We start from the raw sequence: 17086 nt of genomic DNA on the forward strand, positions 1-17086 counted from the left end.
TTAAAGAGTGAAACAGGCCCCGTGGGCCGCAAATGTTCGAAATCGCCCGGGCGCGGCGGCAAGCGCACCCTTCAAAGCCAGTCCGCAAATCGCGCCCGCAAGCGCGGCCGCTCAAAAGCGCGGCTTCTGACGCGTCCAGTCCGGGCGGAATTTGCGCATCTGCGAGACGTCGTCGCGATTCGTAATGCCGCAGCCTAGATATTGCTCGTGCAGTGCGGCGAGCGCCTCGCGGTCCAGTTCGACGCCAAGGCCCGGCGCATCCGTCAGCGTGACGCAGCCGCCTTCAATCGCGATCTTGCCGCCCTCGATGACCTCATCGTCCTGCCACGGGTAGTGCGTATCGCAAGCGTAGGTCAGATTCGGCACGGCTGCCGCCAGATGCGACATCGCCATCAGACTGATGCCCAGGTGCGAGTTCGAATGCATCGAAAGACCGAGCCCGAACGTGTCGCACATCGTCGCCAGCACCTGGGTGGCGCGCAGGCCGCCCCAATAGTGGTGATCCGAGAGGACGATCTGCACGCCGTTCAGGCCGACGTTGCGGCGGAATTCGTCCATGTCGGTGACGACCATGTTGGTCGCCAGCGGCAGGCCGGTAGCTTTGCGCAGTTCGGCCATGCCTTCGAGACCCGGCGTCGGATCTTCGTAGTACTCCAGATCGCCCTGCAGCCGCTGCGCCATGCGGATCGCCGTTTCGAGCGACCAGTTCGCGTTCGGATCGATGCGCAGCGGGTGCTGCGGAAACGCGCGCTTGAGCGCTTTCAGGCATTCCACTTCGTGATCGGGATCGAGCGCGCCCGCTTTCAGCTTGATGCTGCCGAAGCCGTAGCGTTCGATCATGGTGCGCGCTTCGCCTACCAGTTGCTCGGCATCGAGCACCTCGCCCCATGGGTCGCGCTTGTATGACGGATCGATGTCGCTGGAAAACTTGAAGAACAGATACGCGGAAAACGGCACCTGCCTGCGCACCGCACCGCCAAGCAGTTCGTGCACCGGCACGCCGAGCGAGCGCGCCTGCACGTCCAGCAGCGCCACTTCGAAGGCGCCGAACAGCTTGCGCGCGGCATTGCTGGCCTGCGAACCGGGCGCGACATCGAGCTGCACGCCTTGCGCCGTCGACGTTCCCGCTGCGCAGATACGTTGCCACAGGCCGTTGAGATCGAACGGGCTCAGTCCGGCCAGCGCGTCCTTGACGCGTAGCAGGCCGTCGAGCACCGGCTTGTCGCCGTATGTCTCTCCCAGTCCGACGAAGCCGTTGTCCGTCTCCACCTCGATGATGGAACGCAGCGCATACGGTTCATGGACGCCGCTTGCGTTGAGCAAGGGCGGATCGCTAATGGCGATGGGCGTGACACGGACGGCGGCGATCTTCATCTGCTGGTTCCTTTTTCGGGTGGGGCGGTACGCACATGGGGTGTACCGGCGGAGTGCGGCGCCTCGGGGCGCCGCATGGTGGAGTCGCGCACGACGAGGCGCGGTTCGAGTAGCGAGTATTCGATGTCGTTCTTGCCGGCGAGCGAATCGATCAGTTTGCGCATCGCCAGTTCGCCCATCTGCTCGCTTTGCATATCTACTGTGGTGAGCGCGGGGTAGGCGTATTCGCCGTAGGGCACGTTGTCGAAGCCGCCTACCGAGACATCCTGCGGCAGGTTGAACCCAAGCGCGCGGGCCTCCTTGATGAAGCCGAGCGCGATCAGGTCGTTGTAGCAGATCACGGCTTCCGGCCGGTCCGGTCCGAGCATGATGGCCGAACACGCTCGTTCGCCGGCTTGCGGCGAGGGCGCGTGGGCGTCGTATACGGCCGCGGACAAGCCCATCTCCGCGAGACAGGCCTGCACGCCGCGAATTCGCTCGGCGTTCCAGCGCGATTGTTCGAAGCCGAGGTACGCGATACGCCGATGGCCCTGATTCAGCAGATGGCGCGCGAGCATATAGGCCGCCAGATAGCTGTCGGTGCCCACGCTCGGAATCGGGAAGTGCTGGTTGCGGCCAAACAGCACAACCGGCTTGTTCAGATCGAGCATCCATTGCACCGAATCTTCAGGCATGCGCGAACTCACGATCATGCCGTCGACCCGTTGCGCGAGCGCTTCGATCAGCGGCCGTTCGCGCTCCTGGCTTTCCTCAGTGTCCACCAGCAGCAGCGTGTAGTCGTGCTGCAGGGCGATCCGGTTCGCGCCTTTCACGATATTGGTGAAGTGCGGATTGCGGATGTCGAGGATCGCAAGGCCGATCGTGCGCGTTTCGCCGGTGATCATTGAACGCGCGAGCGGGTTGGAGCGGTAGCCCAACTGTTCGATGGCGGCCTTCAGCTTGGCCTCGACCGGCGCGGAGAAGCGCTGCGTGCCGTTCATGTACTTCGAGACGGTGGCGACGGAAACACCAGCGGCGGCCGCGACGTCGCGGATGGTAGGGGAAGCTTTTTTCATCTGATTAAGGATAACGTTTTCCAATGCTAGTTGAAATTCGATTCGCAGTAAACAGTCTGCATATGAATGCCATAACGCTTTCCATAGCGATCTCGGGTTTTCACTGAGGTCGCTCGATTGGGAAAACGATTGACTTGACGTTTTCACCTCATTATATTTGGAAAACGTTTTCCAGGCCGGTGCCTTCGAGGCGTCCGGCGCTTCACTCGTCAAGGCTATGCAGACTCAATTCAACTTCAGCGGCAAGGTAGTGGTGGTGACCGGCGCGACCGGTGCGATCGGCATGGCGACGGTACGGCGTTTTCATCAGGCGGGCGCCCATGTCATCGCCGCAGGGCGCAATCGGGACGTGCTCGCTGGCTTGCGCGAAGAACTGGGCGGGCGCTGCGATGTTCTGGCCGGCGACATCGCGGACGCGGCGCACCGGCAAGCGATCGTCACGCAGGCCGCCGAGCGCGGCGGCATGGATGTGCTGGTCAATAACGCGGGACTGACCAAGACCAAAAAGCCCACGGACGACACCAGCCTCGACGAGTTCGACGAAATCATCGGCGTCAACCTGCGGGCCATGTACGCGCTCAGTCTCGAGGCGATTCGCGGCTGGACCGCGCGCGAACATCATGGCGTGATCGTCAACGTGTCGTCGCCCGGTGCGCAGCGTGCCCATCGCAACAACGCCATTTATGACGTCAGCAAGGGTGGCGTGGATGCGTTGACGCGGTGCCTCGCGGTCGACTTCGGCCGTTATGGGATTCGTGTCAATGCTATTGCTCCGGCGCAGATTCCGCATTCGCACACGCCGAATGTCGATCCTTCGGCGGCGCTCGGCTTGCCGCTGCCGCGCCATGGGCTTGCTGACGAGGCTGCGCTGCCCGTGTTGTTTCTGGCGTCGGCCGCGGCCTCGTTTATCACCGGACATGTGCTGCCGGTCGATGGCGGTCTGTTGGCGCAACTTCGTACGGCGGCCGCGTGATTTGCCGCAACCAGGCAGCAGTGTAGGTACACGCATCGGTGGAAGCGGGCGCCAGACTCGCACCCCGCCCACCCGCCTGAAACGGCGGTCCCATCTCTCGAGCATGCCCTGCGTAGCACCGGTTCATTACTCGAGACAGCATCACTAAAAAAAATATCGACACAGTTTGGAGTTCTAAATGTTAAGTAAGACAAAATTGAGCTGTCTCGCGGCAATGACCTATGTCTGCACGAATGCCTGCGCGCAGAGTTCGGTGACTCTGTACGGGGTGGCCGATTCGACGGTGGAAATGGTGCGGACCACCGGCGCCAACAAGGGCGCGGATCTCGGCTGGGCCGGGCGCGAGGTCAGCAATAGCTCGGCATGGGGCATCAAGGGCCAGGAGGACCTTGGCGGCGGCCTGGCGGCGATCTTCCAGATCGAGTACGGCTACAACGTCAATAGTGGCAGCGGCCCGAGTGCGCGCGACCAGTTCGTCGGCCTGCAGAGCAACACCTACGGCACGCTGCAATTCGGTTATGTGACTTCGCCGATGCGTGGCCTTGGCGGCAAGCTCAACTTCATTCCGGGCAGCACCTCGATTGCCAACGACATCGGCGTCATGACCACGCTCAACGGGACCCAGACGAACCTGAATGCGCGTCTCGCCAACTCGATCATGTACACCTCGCCGTTGCTGCTGCAGGGGCTGAATGCGCAATTCATCTATTCGCCGGGCGGCGGCAATACTTCCCCGACCAACAGCAGCGTGTCGGGCACGGCCGGTTCGCCGAACAACGGCATGTATGCCTGGGGCGCCGGCGCGCAATACGCGAAAGGTCCGCTGTATGCCGCCTACGCTTACGAAACGCGCCGCGACCAGGATCTGCTCGGAGCGGGCGCCGGCCTGTCCGGCGCGAACAGCGCGGGTATGGGCGTCGCGGCCACCGGCAACTCGAACGACTGGGAGCACCGGGTGGCGGTGCGCTATGAGGCAAACCTGTTCGGGTTCGGCACGACTACTTTCGGTGTGGGCTGGGACCGCCTCGGTTCGACCGGCACCTTCGGCGCCGGCAAGGCGGCCGGCAATGGCGAGACCTATCGCGATGCCTTCAGTGTCGCGGTGATGCAGAAGGTCGGCCTGCAGGAGTTCATCTTCAACTATGCCGTATCGCGTCCGCTCAGTTGTTCCGGCTCTGCGACCAACGGCCAGTGCTCGTCGGCGGAGCAGCCGCACACGGGCGCGCAGCAGATGGTGTTCGCCTACCACTACTGGCTGTCGAAGCGCACCATGCTGCAAGGTTACGTGAGCCGCATCCACAATAGCTCGTTCGCGACCTACGACTACGACACCAATCCGGTCGTCACCGCAGTGGCGAGCCGTGCCCCGGGCGCGTCGCCGGTGGGTGCCGGCTTCGGCATTCGCCACTACTTCTGACGTCACTTAACGTTACTGTCTACACCGAGGTCTCTCATGCAGCGCAACCGGTTCAAGGCACACCTGCTTGCCCGCAAACAGCAGTTCGGCATCTGGAGCATGCTGGCAAGCAGCAATGTGGTCGAAGTCATGACGCAAACGGACTACGACTGGATTCTGCTCGACACCGAGCATGCCGCCAACGAAGTGCCCATGGTCCAGGACCAGTTGCGCGCGGCGGCGCAATCGACGGTGTCGGCCGTCGTGCGCCCCAGTACCAACGACACGGTGCAGATCAAGCGACTGCTCGACGTCGGCGCGCAGACGCTGCTGATTCCGATGGTCGACAGTGCGGACGAGGCGCGCCGGGCGGTCGCCGCGATGCATTACCCGCCGGCCGGCATTCGCGGCGTGTCGTCGGCGACGCGCGCCAATCGCTATGGGCGCGACAGCGACTATCTGCACGAGGCGAATCGCGAAGTGTGCTTGCTCGTGCAACTGGAAACCGTCAAGGCGCTGGCGAATCTCGAAGCGATCGCCGCGGTCGAGGGCGTCGACGCGCTGTTTATCGGCCCGTCCGATCTGGCGGCCGCGCTCGGACACCTCGGCAACTTCAGGCACCCCGAAGTGCAGGCGGCGATTCACGACGCGCTGGCTCGCGGGCATCGCTGCGGCAAGCCGGTCGGAATTCTGATGCCTGACCCGGTGCTCTCGGCGGAGTATGTGCGCGAGGGCTTCGACTATATTGCCCTCGCGACCGATATCGGTCTGTTGCGTAGCGGCGCAGACATCGCACTGAAACAGGCCATCAGCCATCAACCCAAGTAATCGAGGAACAGGCACCCACATGACGGACCCGAAATTCGAACCCGGCGTAACCCGCAAACCTTTCCGGCGCCTGTTGCTGACCGGCGCCGCCGGCAATCTCGGCAAGCAGTTGCGCGGGGCGCTCGCGGCGTGGGCCGAGGTCGTGCGCGTCAGCGATATCGCGCCGCTCGGCGAGCTGGCCGCGCATGAAGAGGCGGCGATCGTGGATCTGGCCGACCAGCAGGCCGTGCACGCACTGCTCGACGGTGTCGACGCAGTGATTCACCTGGGCGGCATTTCGGTCGAAGCGCCGTTCGAAGATCTGCTCGAAGCGAATATCCGCGGTCTGTACAACCTGTATTCAGCCGCGCAGAAGCAGGGCGTCAAGCGCGTCGTCTACGCCAGCTCGAATCACGCGGTGGGATTTCATCCGGTGACTTCGGTCGTGGATATCGACGCGCCGTTGCGCCCCGACAGTCTTTATGGCGTGACGAAGTGCTTCGGCGAATCGCTGTCGCGCTACTACTTCGACCGCTTTGGGCTGGAGACCGTGTGTCTGCGAATCGGTTCGTCGTTCGAGCAGCCGAAGAATCCGCGCATGCTGGTGACCTATCTGAGCTATCACGACTTCATCGAGCTGGTGCGCTGCTCGCTGTTCACCAACCGGGTAGGGCACGCGATTATCTACGGCGTGTCGGACAACCGCAGCAAGTGGGTGGATAACACCAAAGCGGCGTTTCTCGGCTTTCGGCCGCAGGACAGCTCGGTGCAGTTCGAGCACCTGTTTCCCGCCAAGGCGCCCGACCCGGACCTCGACGATCCGACCCAGCGCTTCCAGGGCGGCCCGTTCGTGCTGGCCGGGCCGATGGAGCCGAAGCGGTGAGCGCGATGACGAACGTAACAGTAGAACGCGTGACGGGCGCGGGGGCGGTGCCGGCGATGGTGGGCGAGTCTCCGGTATGGCGCGCCCAGGAAAAGGCGCTGTACTGGGTCGATATTCCGGCGCAGAAGATTGTGCGCCTCCTGGTCGAGACTGGCGAGCGCGGCGAATGGCTGTTGCCGGAGAAGGTGGCATGCCTCGCGTTCGATCGCGAAGGCACGGTGCTCGCCGGCTGCGAGACGGGGCTGTTTGCGTTCACGTTGACGCAAGGGAGCGTCAACGGCACAACGGCGCCCGTCACGGGCCGCAAGCTCGCCGCGCCTGCGTTTCCGTTTGCCGGCATGCGTTTTAACGACGGCCGCTGTGACCGCCAGGGCCGTTTCTGGTCCGGCACGATGGTGCAGGACATGGCCGCGGCCAATCCAGCGGGGGCGTTGTACCGCTTCGATGAGCATGGGGTCCTGTCGGCTCCCGTGGTCGACGCGTTGATCGTGCAGAACGGCCTCGCATGGTCGCCCGATGGCACGAGGATGTATCTGTCCGACTCGCATCCGTCGCGCCGGCTGATCTGGGCGTTCGACTACGACGTTGCGGCAGGCGAGCCGCGCAATCGCCGCGTGTTCGCCGACCTGCATCACTACGCGGGCCGCCCCGATGGCGCCGCGGTCGACGCCGACGGTTGCTACTGGATTTGCGCCAACGACGCGGGCCTGCTGCTGCGCTTCACGCCGCAAGGCAAGCTGGACCGGCAGATTGTCGTGCCCGCGGCGAAGCCTGCCATGTGCGCGTTTGGTGGCGCTGCACTCGATACGCTGTTCGTCACCTCGATTCGTCCCGCCACGGGAGATACGGAGCATGACGGGCATCTGTTTGCACTTCGTCCGGGCGTGACGGGATTGCGGGAACCAGAATATGCAGGTGTGTTGTGAATTGCCGGAATGACGAACAAGGCGGTTCTCCTTCAGCTTCTATACAGCGACGCCGGCTGCTAGGTACAGCCGTTGCGCTCCCAGCGATGTGGTTGATGTCCGCGATGCCGCGCGGTGTACGCGCACAGGAGAGCAGTGCAGCTCGAGCGAGCGGAACGTTTGTGCTGTCCTCAGCGCAGCGCGCGGTGCAGATACGGCAACATGTGACGCCAGCGTTAGTAGCGCAGATCAGGTCGCTGGCCGACGCGGGCCTTGGACGCGAGTCCCATCCCCGTGCCGTCGTCCACACGCAAGGACTGTTGCCGCATGAGCAGGACCGCGATGCAAGCGTGCTTGCGCAGGAGGACTGGCGCCAGACGCTCACGCAAGGACTCGCGTGGTGCATCACCGGCCATGCGCCATACGCAGCCCAAGCCACCGCTTACATCGAAGCCTGGGTGGGGAGCTATGCGGCTTCATTCGACCCGATCGACGAAGCGGATCTCGTCGATCTGCTGTTCGGCTTCGACTTCGTGCAGGAGCGGCTAGCGCCGGCGACGCTCGAGCAGACCCGCCAGCTAGGCCGCCGGTTGGCGACGGGCTATCTGGGCACGCGCCGCGTGGGCGATCCGAGCACCGGCCTGAACAACTGGCAAAGCCACCGCATCAAGCTGGCGAGCGCCGGTGCGTATCTGTGCGGCGACACCGATCTGATAGCCGCTGCGCGCGAGGGCTTCATTGCCCATGTGACCCGCAACGTCGATAGCGATGGCCGCACCTACGACTTCGCTCAGCGCGATGCATTGCACTACGTGGTCTACGACCTCGAGCCGCTGCTGATGGCTGCCTCGATCGCCGCCGCGCACGGTGACGACTGGTACGGCCTGGTATCGCTGCAGGGACGGCTGGCGGCGGCGCTGCGCTGGCTCTTGCCATACGCAGCAGGCGACCAGCAACACGAGGAGTTCGTGCACAGCACAGTCGGTTTCGACGCACGCCGTGCAGCAGCGCATGTGCAAGGCTACGCGGGACTTTGGCAACGCGAAGAGGCCTCGAACCTGTACTGGATCGCCGCGCGTCTCGATCCGCAGTTCACGCGCATGGCAGAGGCGCTCGAGGCGCAACCGGTGGTCCGAGGCTTATTCGCTTGAGACCGTCCGCGCTGCTGCGCTATCGCACCGACCACGACAACACACCAAGCAAGACATTGAGGAGACGAGGCCCGATCATGACAATCAAGGTGAAAGGACTCAGGTGGTGGATGATCGGCCTGCTGACGCTCGGCACGATCACCAACTATCTGGCGCGCAGTTCATTGAGCGTCGCTGCACCGACGGTCATGCAGCATCTGCAGATCAACACGCATCAATATGGCTGGATTACCGGTGCCTTCATGGTGATGTACCCGATCGGCGCGCCGCTGACCGGTTATCTGATGGACCGTATCGGACTACGGGCAGGCTTTCTGATCTGCGGGGTGGCCTGGTCGCTGATCTGCATGTCGCACGGCTTTGTCTCCGGCTGGGTGGGGCTGTTCCTGCTGCGCGGCGCGTTGGGCCTGGCGGAGGCATCCTTCATCCCCGGCGGCATGCGTGCGACCGCTTACTGGTTTCCGGCGCGCGAGCGCGGCATCGCGGCAGGTGTGTTCAACCTCGGCACCTCGACGGGCGCGATTCTCGCGCCGCCCTTGATCGCCTGGTCGATCCTTCACTACAACTGGCAGACGGCTTTCGTCATCGCCGGCGGTCTCGGTCTGTGCTGGGCCATTCTATGGCTCGTGTTCTACCGGCATCCGGACCGGCATCCGGCCTTGTCGAAGGAGGAGGCGGCCTATATTGCCGCTGGCCAGGAGAGCACGCTGCGCCAGAACGATGCAGAGAAGCCATCGGTTCTGGCGATTCTCAAGCAGCGCAACTTCTGGGGCATCGCCTTGCCACGCTTCTTCGCGGACCCGGTATGGGGCACGCTGGTCTACTGGATGCCGCTTTATCTCTATCAGGCGCGCGGCTTCGATCTGAAGACGATTGCCATGACTGCATGGCTGCCGTTCGTGACCGCCGACATCGGCTGCCTGATGGGCGGCTCGCTCTCGGCGTGGCTGAAGAGCCGCTTCGGCACGCCGATCGTCGACGGCAAACGCATGGTGTTTACGCTCGCGGCCGTGCTGATGATCGGCATGGCGGGGGTAGGGATGGTGCAGAGTCCGGTGACGGCGATCTTCCTGCTGTGCCTGGGCGGCTTTGCGCACCAGACGCTGTCGATCACGGTGATTTCGATGTCAGCCGATCTGTTCCCACGTCGTGAAGTGGGGACCGTCACCGGGCTCGCGGGTTGCGTGGCCGGCATCGGCAATCTGGCTTTTACGCTCGTGATCGGCTGGTTCGTGAGCCGGGTGGGCTATACGCCGTTCTTCATTGCGCTCGGTTTTGGCGACCTGATCGGCGCCACGGTGCTATGGACCGTGGTCAAGCCGCTGAAGGCCCAGCCCGTCGAGACATTGGGGAACGGATTGCTCGAAGAACTCGACCTTGCACGTCGGCGGTAGCGTACAGTCTCGCGCCTTGACCATACGCGGAATGGTCTCGAGCGGTGCTGTTACGCGGTAGTGCTCAGGTCCGACCTGCACCACTTCGGCTCGTGCGTAAATCGATGTCATGATCTCAGCGACGGTCTGCGGTCGTTGTGCGGGCTCGTCAACTGGTCCGTTCATATCTGCTTTCGCCTTACCTACACTACAAGACTGCATTCATTTTCTGCATCGTGTGCCTTGTGCGAAGGCGGCCGGGATGCCTTCCCACTCGGGTACTGCGATAGTAATGAACGCAACTGAAGGAAACCTTAAGCGCTTGCCCGGTTACACGGCCGAACCGCGCTTTGCGGATCGCTGCGGTATCAGCACAATGCAAGCCAGGATGAAGGCCAGCAGGATTCCCGATGCATATAGCCGGCTTATCTGCAGACCGCCCTGCGCCAATGGCTTATCGAGGAAGTCGCCCAAGGTAGCGCCTAGCGGCCGCGTCAGAATAAACGCTGCCCAGAAGAGCGCCGTGCGGAAGACACGTGTCCAGAAATACAGCCCGGCTACGACGATCAAGCCTGCTCCGAAGAGCATTGCACCGTATTCGTAGCCGATACCGAGGCCGCCGCGGTCCTCGCCCGCCACCCAGTCTCCGAGCGCCGTTCCGAGTGTCTGCGAGAACAGGATCGTGATCCAGTAAAACCATTCGGCCTTGCTGGTGACGACGCTCTCCACCGAGACCGTCCCCTCCGATCGGTACCATATCGCCAGACTGGCGATCAACAATGCGGCGATCATGCTGGCGCCTCCAGGATAGCCGACACCTAGCGACCGGTCTGCGAAATCCGCCATAGTCGTGCCGAGCGTAGTCGTGGCGACGATGGTCGCCCAGTACAGGAAGCGATCGAATGCCTGTGCCTTCACCTGGGCATAAACGAGCCCAATGAACAATATGAGGAAGATTGCCGAACCGATCAGGTAACCAAGGTTCAGCGACATCGACACCCAGTCGCCGCCGGTTTCACCGAGCGTGGTCGCCGCTACCTTGATCGCCCAGAAGCCTAACGTCAGTTCGGGAACCTTGCTGACAGCCTGTGCAGCAAAGTTCGCGGTGCTTTGTTTCATATCGCGGTCCTTTATGGAAGGATGGTCGGACGTTGTGCATGCAAGCTCGTGCATCTGCTCGCGAAACGCGCCGGCCGGCATCGAAGCCTCGATCGAGCGGTTTGCACAGGAGCGGATGATATTGAACGAACGCTTAACCAAGGCTTAAGGGAGGGTTAAGTCCGGATGCGCGACAATGACGTGAGGCGACAACTCGGGGGGCGCGATGCGTCTGCTTTTGGTGGAAGACGATGACATGATTGCGGAGACCGTACTCGAATCGATGCGGCGCGAGGGCTATGCGATCGATTGGGCACAGGACGGCCGAGCGGCCGAGCTCTCGCTCGGCAACGGCGTATATGACCTCGTCCTGCTGGATCTTGGGCTGCCGAGGAAAGACGGCATCGACTTGCTCAATAGCTATCGCAAGCAAGGCGGCGAGGCGCCCGTCATCATCCTGACCGCGCGCGACGCAGTGACCGACCGGATTCGCGGTCTCGACGCCGGCGCGGACGATTACCTGGTCAAGCCGTTCGATCTCGATGAACTGGCGGCCAGAGCGCGCGCGTTGTTGCGGCGGCGCACCGGCCAGAAGCAGCCGGTTTATACGCATGGCGAGCTGACCCTCGATCCCGCGGCTCATGAGGTGAGGAAAGGCGATGTTGCCATTACGCTTGTGCCGCGCGAATTCGCGTTGCTGCAGGCGCTGATCGAAGAACCTGCACGCGTTTTCACCCGTGCCGAGCTCGAGGACAAGTTATATGGGTGGGGCGAGGAAGTGGGTAGCAACACGATCGAAGTCCACGTGCACAGCTTGCGGCGCAAGATCGGCGTAGAACAGATCGTCACCGTGCGCGGCGTCGGCTATCGGCTAAAGAGAAGCGAATGAGGTCAATCCGTCGCTGGCTGCTCGGCTGGCTCATCTGCGGTCTTGCCGTTGCCTCCGGTATCGCCGCATTTGGAATCTTTCATACGGCGCGCGAAGAGGCGAGCGAACTGTTCGACTACGAGCTGCGTACCGTCGCCGTGTCACTGCCTTCGAATCTCGAGACGGCGGCGACGGTCGAGCGGCAAGACGAACAGGTCGGCGGTATTTCGGACGACCGTATTCTCATCGAGATATGGGACAAGGCGGGTACGCTCGTCTATCACTCGCGGCAGTCGGCGGTACTGACGCGTCTGCCAGTCGGCCTTCGCACCATCGAACAGGGCGACGATCACTGGCGCGTATTCGGGCTGCAACAGCCGGATCGCTTCGTCCAGGTCGCGCAACCGGTCTCTGTTCGGGAAGCGCTAGCCTTGCGGTTTGCGCTGCACACGTTGTGGCCGCTGGGCGTATTCATGCCCGTGACAATCGTGCTGGTGCTGCTAGTCGTAGCACGAGGCCTGGCGCCTATCCGAGGATTGTCGCGTCTGCTCGCAACGCGTTCGCTCGATTCGCTCGAACCGCTGCGTCTGGACGGCAAGGTGCCCGTCGAAGTCCGGCCGCTTGTCGAGGCACTCAACGACCTTCTCGCACGGCTGAACGCCGCCTCGCAGGCACAGCGCACGTTCATTGCCGATGCGGCACACGAGCTTCGCTCGCCGCTTGCAGCGCTGAAACTGCAGTTGCAGGCGTCAGCGAAAAACGGCACGTTGAAGGACGACGGTCAAACGCTAGAACGTATCGATATGCGACTCAACCGCATCATTCGGCTCGTCCAGCAACTCCTGACCCTCGCACGCGAGGACGCGCAACCTGCCAGCGAGGGCACCTCGGTCAGTTTGCGTAGAATCGGTGAGCAGGCGGTCAGCGACTTCTCGCTGCTCGCGGACGAGAAGCACATCGACCTGGGGCTGGAATTCCGCCAACCGCTCACGCAGGAGGACGCATACGATGTGCTGACGGACCCGCACGGGTTGGGCGTGCTGCTGAATAACCTGATCGACAATGCGATTCGCTATACACCGCACGGAGGCAAGATCGATGTCGTGCTCGTCCGTGCAGCGGACCGCCTCGGCTTCGACGTGGTGGACAACGGACCAGGCATTCCCGAACAAGAGCTCGAGCGGGTACTCGACCGTTTCTATCGTGGCGAGCATACCAAGGGGACGGGCAGCGGGCTGGGGCTCGCTATTGCCGCCCGCATCGCGCAGCGCCAACACCTGACGCTCTCGTTGCAAAATAACGTTGATGCGGGAGGCCTGACGGTGTCAGTGAGCGGATTCGTCAGGACGGGCAAGAGCATCGCCGCGACCAACGCGTGAGCGGTATTTAGCCTTTGGTGCGCTCGGCCGGCATCCAGCCCTGCGTTTTGCCGATTTCCGCCACTTGCTTGGCGATCGACTCGGCCAGCTTTTTCGCGTTACCCGCTGCGCCGCCCTTCATGGTCTCGGAGACGCCGTGCAAGCCCGCGCCCGCCGCCGCCGAGGTGGCGAGATGACCGGCGGCCGCGCCTACGCCCGCTGTTTCCGCCATGCCGGGCATCTTTCCGCTATCCGCGCTGGCATCGAAGCTCTGCACGAGGCGCGGCGTGCCGCCGGCCGGTTTATACAGAAGCAGCACCGAGGTGCTGAGTTCGCTCTTGCCCGCGCCGAGGCCAATCAGAATGCGGCGCCGGCGATTGCCTGAATCGATGGTATCGAACTTGCCTTGCACCAGCAGGACGTTCTGATCGGCGGGCGCTGGAATGTCCGAGCGGATCGCACGCAGCCCCATGGATTGCAATTGCCGCACGATCTCATTGGCTACTTGCTCGCGCACTTCAGCGGCTTCCTCGGCCTGCTTCTGTGCCGCCGAGGTGCCGTCGAACTGCGACTTCACTTTCTGGATCAGGCCGCCATTGTCGAGCTTCACCTGGTCGGGCGTGCTGTCGAACGAATAGACGTAAATGTTATCGGGCCGCACTTGCGGCTGGCCCAGATACTGGGTGGTGTTGGTGACGCCGCCCGCACACCCGGCCAGCAAGGTGCAAAGCACAACTGCTGCTGCCGCCGCGCCGCGCGCGCCTTTGTTTCGTGCGAATTGAATTGAAGTCCACATGCTCATTCTGTCCCTGACACGGTCGTGTCGTCGCTCGCTTAAACGTATCGTCGGATGATTGAGAACCCGCGCTTGCCTGCTTGTCTGCGGTCTCATTCATGCCTGACCCACCCGCTGAACTTACGCACGTTCTTGCAGGCGCACCGTCAGCAGAGGCGAGTATGAGGGAAGGGGGCTGTGGACTCCACGCTTCAATTATGTCGAAGCGTGTCATGGGGGCGAGATAGGCGGGGCTATCGCCTTCAATAAACAATCTGAGCAAGCGAATCCCGCTTGATGGCTAAAGCCATCTTTCTCAACTCCGGATAGTCCTTCGGCTCGACGACAGGACTGCTCACGGTGATATCCAGACTGCGCGTTAGAGTGATGACATTTCCTGTCTGCGAATAGCTCGACGCGTAACTTCCGAATGAGGACGCTATCTGGACCGGTTTAGGCAACGATGCTACCTTTAGTCCGTCTGGCAAATCGAGCTCGATCGATTCGCTGATGTGACGCCCCAGGAACACGAGAGGAAACTCGCGCGTTGCCGGCCCGAATGCATCGAACGCGCCTGCGATATCGATAACGTTGGCAGTGCCTTGCGGCATGCGTATTGCACCAGGGCCTGGCAGTTGCGCGTAACTGGGAAGATCGAATTGCGTGGAATAGTCGAAAGGCTGCGTCAGATCATGAACGTTCCCGTGGGTAAAATTCCCCTCACCGTTCTGGCCGGAGAAGCTCAACAGCTTGGCCGCAAACTGCGACTCCGTTCCAGGAGGCAGAGATGAAAATATCACTCTGGACATCCAGTCGAAGATACCTGAGGTTTTCAATGCCGCGTTACCTTTGACGCTGCCGTCGCTATCGAGCGTGACTCGAACCTGGACTGCCAGATGATCGGTCGCTGGATTGCTCAACGGAAGCGAAACAAGTGCGGCATGCCCGCTGCCGTCGTCGGCGACCAATGCAGGCTTGCCTTGCTCCGTGATGGGAAGTGTGCCAAACCTCGCCACGCCTGCTGTCGAGTCCGCATACAGCTTGAATTCGGGCAAGTAGGTAATCACATGATCGAATGCAGCGAGCGGGGCCGCCGCGGCCGGTAACGAGTAGCGAGACTCCGCATTGACCAGGACCGGGCTACTCACGATACCTTTGGCTGCAAGCAATGCCTGCAGTAATGTTACGTGATCTTTGCAGTCGCCATAACGTGCGTCCATAATCGCCTGCGCACTGTGTGGGACGACGCCCCCAAATCCCAGATAAATGGCAACGTAGCGAATGTTGGTGCTGACCCAACGATACAGTGCCTCGGCCTGGGTTCGCCGGTCGGTCAAGCCGGCTGTGATTTGATCGGAAAGCGCCTGGATCGCAGGCGTTACGCTCGCTTGAGGAGTTGCACGTTCAAGGTACGCGCTCCCCACCGCGTCAAAACTGGGAAACGTACTGGTCACGACACGCGGACTGTGATCCACGAGGTCAGGTGCGCCGAACTCCGGCGCATGCGCCGAGGTGTCCTTGATCGTCCATCGCCACGTTTGCTCGCCGCTGTCACTGGAAGAAACCAGGCCACCCTGCATGTCGATCGCGTCGGCGTGGAGTTTTAGTGCTGCGGGAACATGTACAGTCACGCTTGCAGACTTGAACACTCTGTTATCGAGGAAATTGTCACTGGATGCGAACTGGCCTGGGAACAACGCTTTCTTCTGCGTCCGCAGCGTATGCAGGGTTAACGTGGCACCGGTTTGTACGTCGGGAAATACGACGGTTTTTACCTTGCCGTCGTCGAAAGTTGGCGCCCCTGCGCTTTCGGCGCTCTGTTGCAGCAGGATTTTGTCCGGCGTGACGTCGATCCGCTTCCCATTTCGCGTCGTTGTATACGCGTCGAGTATGTCGAGACGCTCTAGCGAGGGACTGTAATACAGTGGAATCTGGCTTCGCTGCTGGACACCTTGATCGGTTTCGATCCGGTACGAGACAACCTCATCTAGCGTATAGGTGCCGTCAGCTTTGACGTTGTAGACATTGTCATCGTTGAGGACTGTCGTATTGGGTCGAAAGTCACCGGCTATTGCAGCTGCGCTGTGGGTGGCGACAACTAGCATTGCCGGAATGGAAATAGCCCACCTGCATATGTTGCTTGATATTTTAATTTTCACAAACATTGCTCCAGGTGAATTTGTTAAATCAATTTTCGATGGGTCCGGAAGGCAAAATCATACTATCATGGGCATTCATGTAATAATCGTAATTATTATGCTTGTTAGATTTTCGGCCAGATCCAGAATAAAATCAATGGAACAAAAAGCACTATCAGGCGATAGATGCCAGAAGGCGCCATAACAACCAGCATCGCGAGAGCGAAATCACTGCCGGACGATGGCGCGCAGCCGGTCGATCGGATTAAGCTATAGCAGCCAATTGTTACGCACAAGCTGACTATCCACGATATAACATGGAAAACAGGTTTTAATTCCAGATTTTTTTAACCAGGGATTATTAAAAGAAAACGTGGGCTCAAACAATGAGCAATATTGACGAACCCAGGTTGTAGCGGGTGCGAGCGCCGATTATCTCTGCATCGAGGTGATAGATTTCAGTCTCGTGGTCAGAAATTCTGGTGCTGAGGGTTCGCGTCTCTTCAACCAGAATACCTTTCTCCCGCCGCAGGTCGTCTTCGAGACCGGACTTGCGCGCGCAACGAAATCCCCATGGTTTCCCGTGAGGACCCTGTCGCGATGCTTCGATCAGTCGACAACACCAGCAGTGGTTGTCCTGCCTTAACCGACTCGCCCTCGTGTACAAGCTGGCGTACCACCGTTCCCGTAGCAGGCGCAAAGATGTCGGCTGGGCTGCCCTTGAGACTGGCGCGTCCCTGAACTTCCTCCTTGCGTGTGTATTCCCCGAAAGCCAGGAAGGGTACGATCAATAAAGCAACCACGAATAGCGCAGTGCTGGTGCCAGGCCGTTGGGGCACCCCCGTGAGGACGGCATCGCCGAGCCCCTGTTCGTCATTGACCGGAGTGATGATGGGGGCGATCATCTTCCTGTTGATTTTCGATTGTAAAAC

The 17086-nt window shown here is 61.5% G+C and carries 15 protein-coding genes; 9 read left to right on the forward strand and 6 right to left on the reverse strand.

Translation table 11 applies throughout. The features are described 5' to 3' along the window. Positions 1-111 precede the first annotated feature (111 nt). Positions 112-1374 (reverse strand): glucarate dehydratase family protein, encoded by a 1263-nt coding sequence (locus BLQ92_RS06580; protein WP_090682694.1) that lies wholly within the window; start codon positions 1372-1374, stop codon positions 112-114. After that, positions 1371-2429, reverse strand: a complete 1059-nt coding sequence (locus BLQ92_RS06585) for a LacI family DNA-binding transcriptional regulator (protein WP_090682695.1) — start codon at positions 2427-2429, stop codon at positions 1371-1373. The genes BLQ92_RS06580 and BLQ92_RS06585 overlap by 4 nt, the downstream gene beginning before the upstream one ends. Positions 2430-2646: 217 nt before the next feature. On the opposite strand from BLQ92_RS06585, the gene BLQ92_RS06590 reads away from it, so the two are divergent. From BLQ92_RS06590 to BLQ92_RS06620, 7 genes are all read left to right on the forward strand, one after another. Continuing rightward, on the forward strand, positions 2647-3402 hold the full coding sequence (locus BLQ92_RS06590; RefSeq protein WP_143016519.1) for an SDR family NAD(P)-dependent oxidoreductase: 756 nt from the start codon (positions 2647-2649) through the stop codon (positions 3400-3402). Positions 3403-3580: 178 nt separating this feature from the next. Next, positions 3581-4819, forward strand: coding sequence for a porin (locus BLQ92_RS06595; protein WP_090682698.1), 1239 nt, complete (start codon positions 3581-3583; stop codon positions 4817-4819). Positions 4820-4855: 36 nt separating this feature from the next. Then, positions 4856-5626 carry an HpcH/HpaI aldolase family protein gene (locus tag BLQ92_RS06600; RefSeq protein ID WP_090682700.1) on the forward strand — a complete coding sequence of 257 codons (771 nt, stop codon included), beginning with the start codon at positions 4856-4858 and terminating at the stop codon, positions 5624-5626. A gap of 19 nt (positions 5627-5645) precedes the next feature. Continuing rightward, positions 5646-6488: an NAD-dependent epimerase/dehydratase family protein gene (locus BLQ92_RS06605; RefSeq protein WP_090682702.1), complete on the forward strand. Its 843-nt coding sequence runs from the start codon at positions 5646-5648 to the stop codon at positions 6486-6488. A 5-nt stretch (positions 6489-6493) separates the two neighbouring features. Continuing rightward, a complete protein-coding gene (locus BLQ92_RS06610) occupies positions 6494-7414 on the forward strand; it encodes an SMP-30/gluconolactonase/LRE family protein (protein WP_090682987.1) in 921 nt (306 codons plus the stop codon). 161 nt (positions 7415-7575) lie between these two features. After that, positions 7576-8544, forward strand: a complete 969-nt coding sequence (locus BLQ92_RS06615; RefSeq protein WP_175772117.1) for an alginate lyase family protein — start codon at positions 7576-7578, stop codon at positions 8542-8544. 77 nt (positions 8545-8621) lie between these two features. Continuing rightward, a complete protein-coding gene (locus BLQ92_RS06620; protein WP_090682705.1) occupies positions 8622-9938 on the forward strand; it encodes an MFS transporter in 1317 nt (438 codons plus the stop codon). A gap of 309 nt (positions 9939-10247) precedes the next feature. Here BLQ92_RS06620 and BLQ92_RS06625 read toward each other — a convergent pair whose 3' ends face one another. Continuing rightward, positions 10248-11036 (reverse strand): COG4705 family protein, encoded by a 789-nt coding sequence (locus BLQ92_RS06625; RefSeq protein WP_090682990.1) that lies wholly within the window; start codon positions 11034-11036, stop codon positions 10248-10250. Between the two features lie 205 nt (positions 11037-11241). On the opposite strand from BLQ92_RS06625, the gene BLQ92_RS06630 reads away from it, so the two are divergent. Together BLQ92_RS06630 and BLQ92_RS06635 are read left to right on the forward strand one after the other, a co-directional pair. Then, positions 11242-11904: a response regulator gene (locus BLQ92_RS06630; protein WP_090682706.1), complete on the forward strand. Its 663-nt coding sequence runs from the start codon at positions 11242-11244 to the stop codon at positions 11902-11904. Further along, positions 11901-13262, forward strand: coding sequence for an ATP-binding protein (locus BLQ92_RS06635; protein ID WP_090682708.1), 1362 nt, complete (start codon positions 11901-11903; stop codon positions 13260-13262). Before BLQ92_RS06630 ends, BLQ92_RS06635 begins: the two co-directional genes overlap by 4 nt. A 7-nt stretch (positions 13263-13269) precedes the next feature. On the opposite strand, the gene BLQ92_RS06640 is transcribed toward BLQ92_RS06635, so the two are convergent. From BLQ92_RS06640 to BLQ92_RS41355, 3 genes are all read right to left on the reverse strand, one after another. Beyond that, on the reverse strand, positions 13270-14037 hold the full coding sequence (locus BLQ92_RS06640) for a DUF4410 domain-containing protein (protein WP_090682709.1): 768 nt from the start codon (positions 14035-14037) through the stop codon (positions 13270-13272). 242 nt (positions 14038-14279) lie between these two features. Continuing rightward, positions 14280-16175 (reverse strand): DUF3857 domain-containing protein, encoded by a 1896-nt coding sequence (locus BLQ92_RS06645; RefSeq protein WP_175772115.1) that lies wholly within the window; start codon positions 16173-16175, stop codon positions 14280-14282. A 482-nt stretch (positions 16176-16657) separates the two neighbouring features. Next, positions 16658-17059 (reverse strand): biotin/lipoyl-containing protein, encoded by a 402-nt coding sequence (locus BLQ92_RS41355; RefSeq protein WP_090682713.1) that lies wholly within the window; start codon positions 17057-17059, stop codon positions 16658-16660. Positions 17060-17086 lie beyond the last annotated feature (27 nt).

The sequence above is a fragment of the Paraburkholderia phenazinium genome (assembly GCF_900100735.1).
GTDB lineage: Bacteria > Pseudomonadota > Gammaproteobacteria > Burkholderiales > Burkholderiaceae > Paraburkholderia > Paraburkholderia phenazinia.

What these genes read in the sequence shown, in the direction of transcription:
- BLQ92_RS06580 (WP_090682694.1), bottom strand. Translation starts at nt 1,374, where the DNA reads ATGAAGATCGCCGCCGTCCGTGTCACGCCCATCGCCATTAGCGATCCG.
- BLQ92_RS06585 (WP_090682695.1), bottom strand. Translation starts at nt 2,429, where the DNA reads ATGAAAAAAGCTTCCCCTACCATCCGCGACGTCGCGGCCGCCGCTGGT.
- BLQ92_RS06590 (WP_143016519.1), top strand. Translation starts at nt 2,647, where the DNA reads ATGCAGACTCAATTCAACTTCAGCGGCAAGGTAGTGGTGGTGACCGGC.
- BLQ92_RS06595 (WP_090682698.1), top strand. Translation starts at nt 3,581, where the DNA reads ATGTTAAGTAAGACAAAATTGAGCTGTCTCGCGGCAATGACCTATGTC.
- BLQ92_RS06600 (WP_090682700.1), top strand. Translation starts at nt 4,856, where the DNA reads ATGCAGCGCAACCGGTTCAAGGCACACCTGCTTGCCCGCAAACAGCAG.
- BLQ92_RS06605 (WP_090682702.1), top strand. Translation starts at nt 5,646, where the DNA reads ATGACGGACCCGAAATTCGAACCCGGCGTAACCCGCAAACCTTTCCGG.
- BLQ92_RS06610 (WP_090682987.1), top strand. Translation starts at nt 6,494, where the DNA reads ATGACGAACGTAACAGTAGAACGCGTGACGGGCGCGGGGGCGGTGCCG.
- BLQ92_RS06620 (WP_090682705.1), top strand. Translation starts at nt 8,622, where the DNA reads ATGACAATCAAGGTGAAAGGACTCAGGTGGTGGATGATCGGCCTGCTG.
- BLQ92_RS06625 (WP_090682990.1), bottom strand. Translation starts at nt 11,036, where the DNA reads ATGAAACAAAGCACCGCGAACTTTGCTGCACAGGCTGTCAGCAAGGTT.
- BLQ92_RS06630 (WP_090682706.1), top strand. Translation starts at nt 11,242, where the DNA reads ATGCGTCTGCTTTTGGTGGAAGACGATGACATGATTGCGGAGACCGTA.
- BLQ92_RS06635 (WP_090682708.1), top strand. Translation starts at nt 11,901, where the DNA reads ATGAGGTCAATCCGTCGCTGGCTGCTCGGCTGGCTCATCTGCGGTCTT.
- BLQ92_RS06640 (WP_090682709.1), bottom strand. Translation starts at nt 14,037, where the DNA reads ATGTGGACTTCAATTCAATTCGCACGAAACAAAGGCGCGCGCGGCGCG.
- BLQ92_RS41355 (WP_090682713.1), bottom strand. Translation starts at nt 17,059, where the DNA reads ATGATCGCCCCCATCATCACTCCGGTCAATGACGAACAGGGGCTCGGC.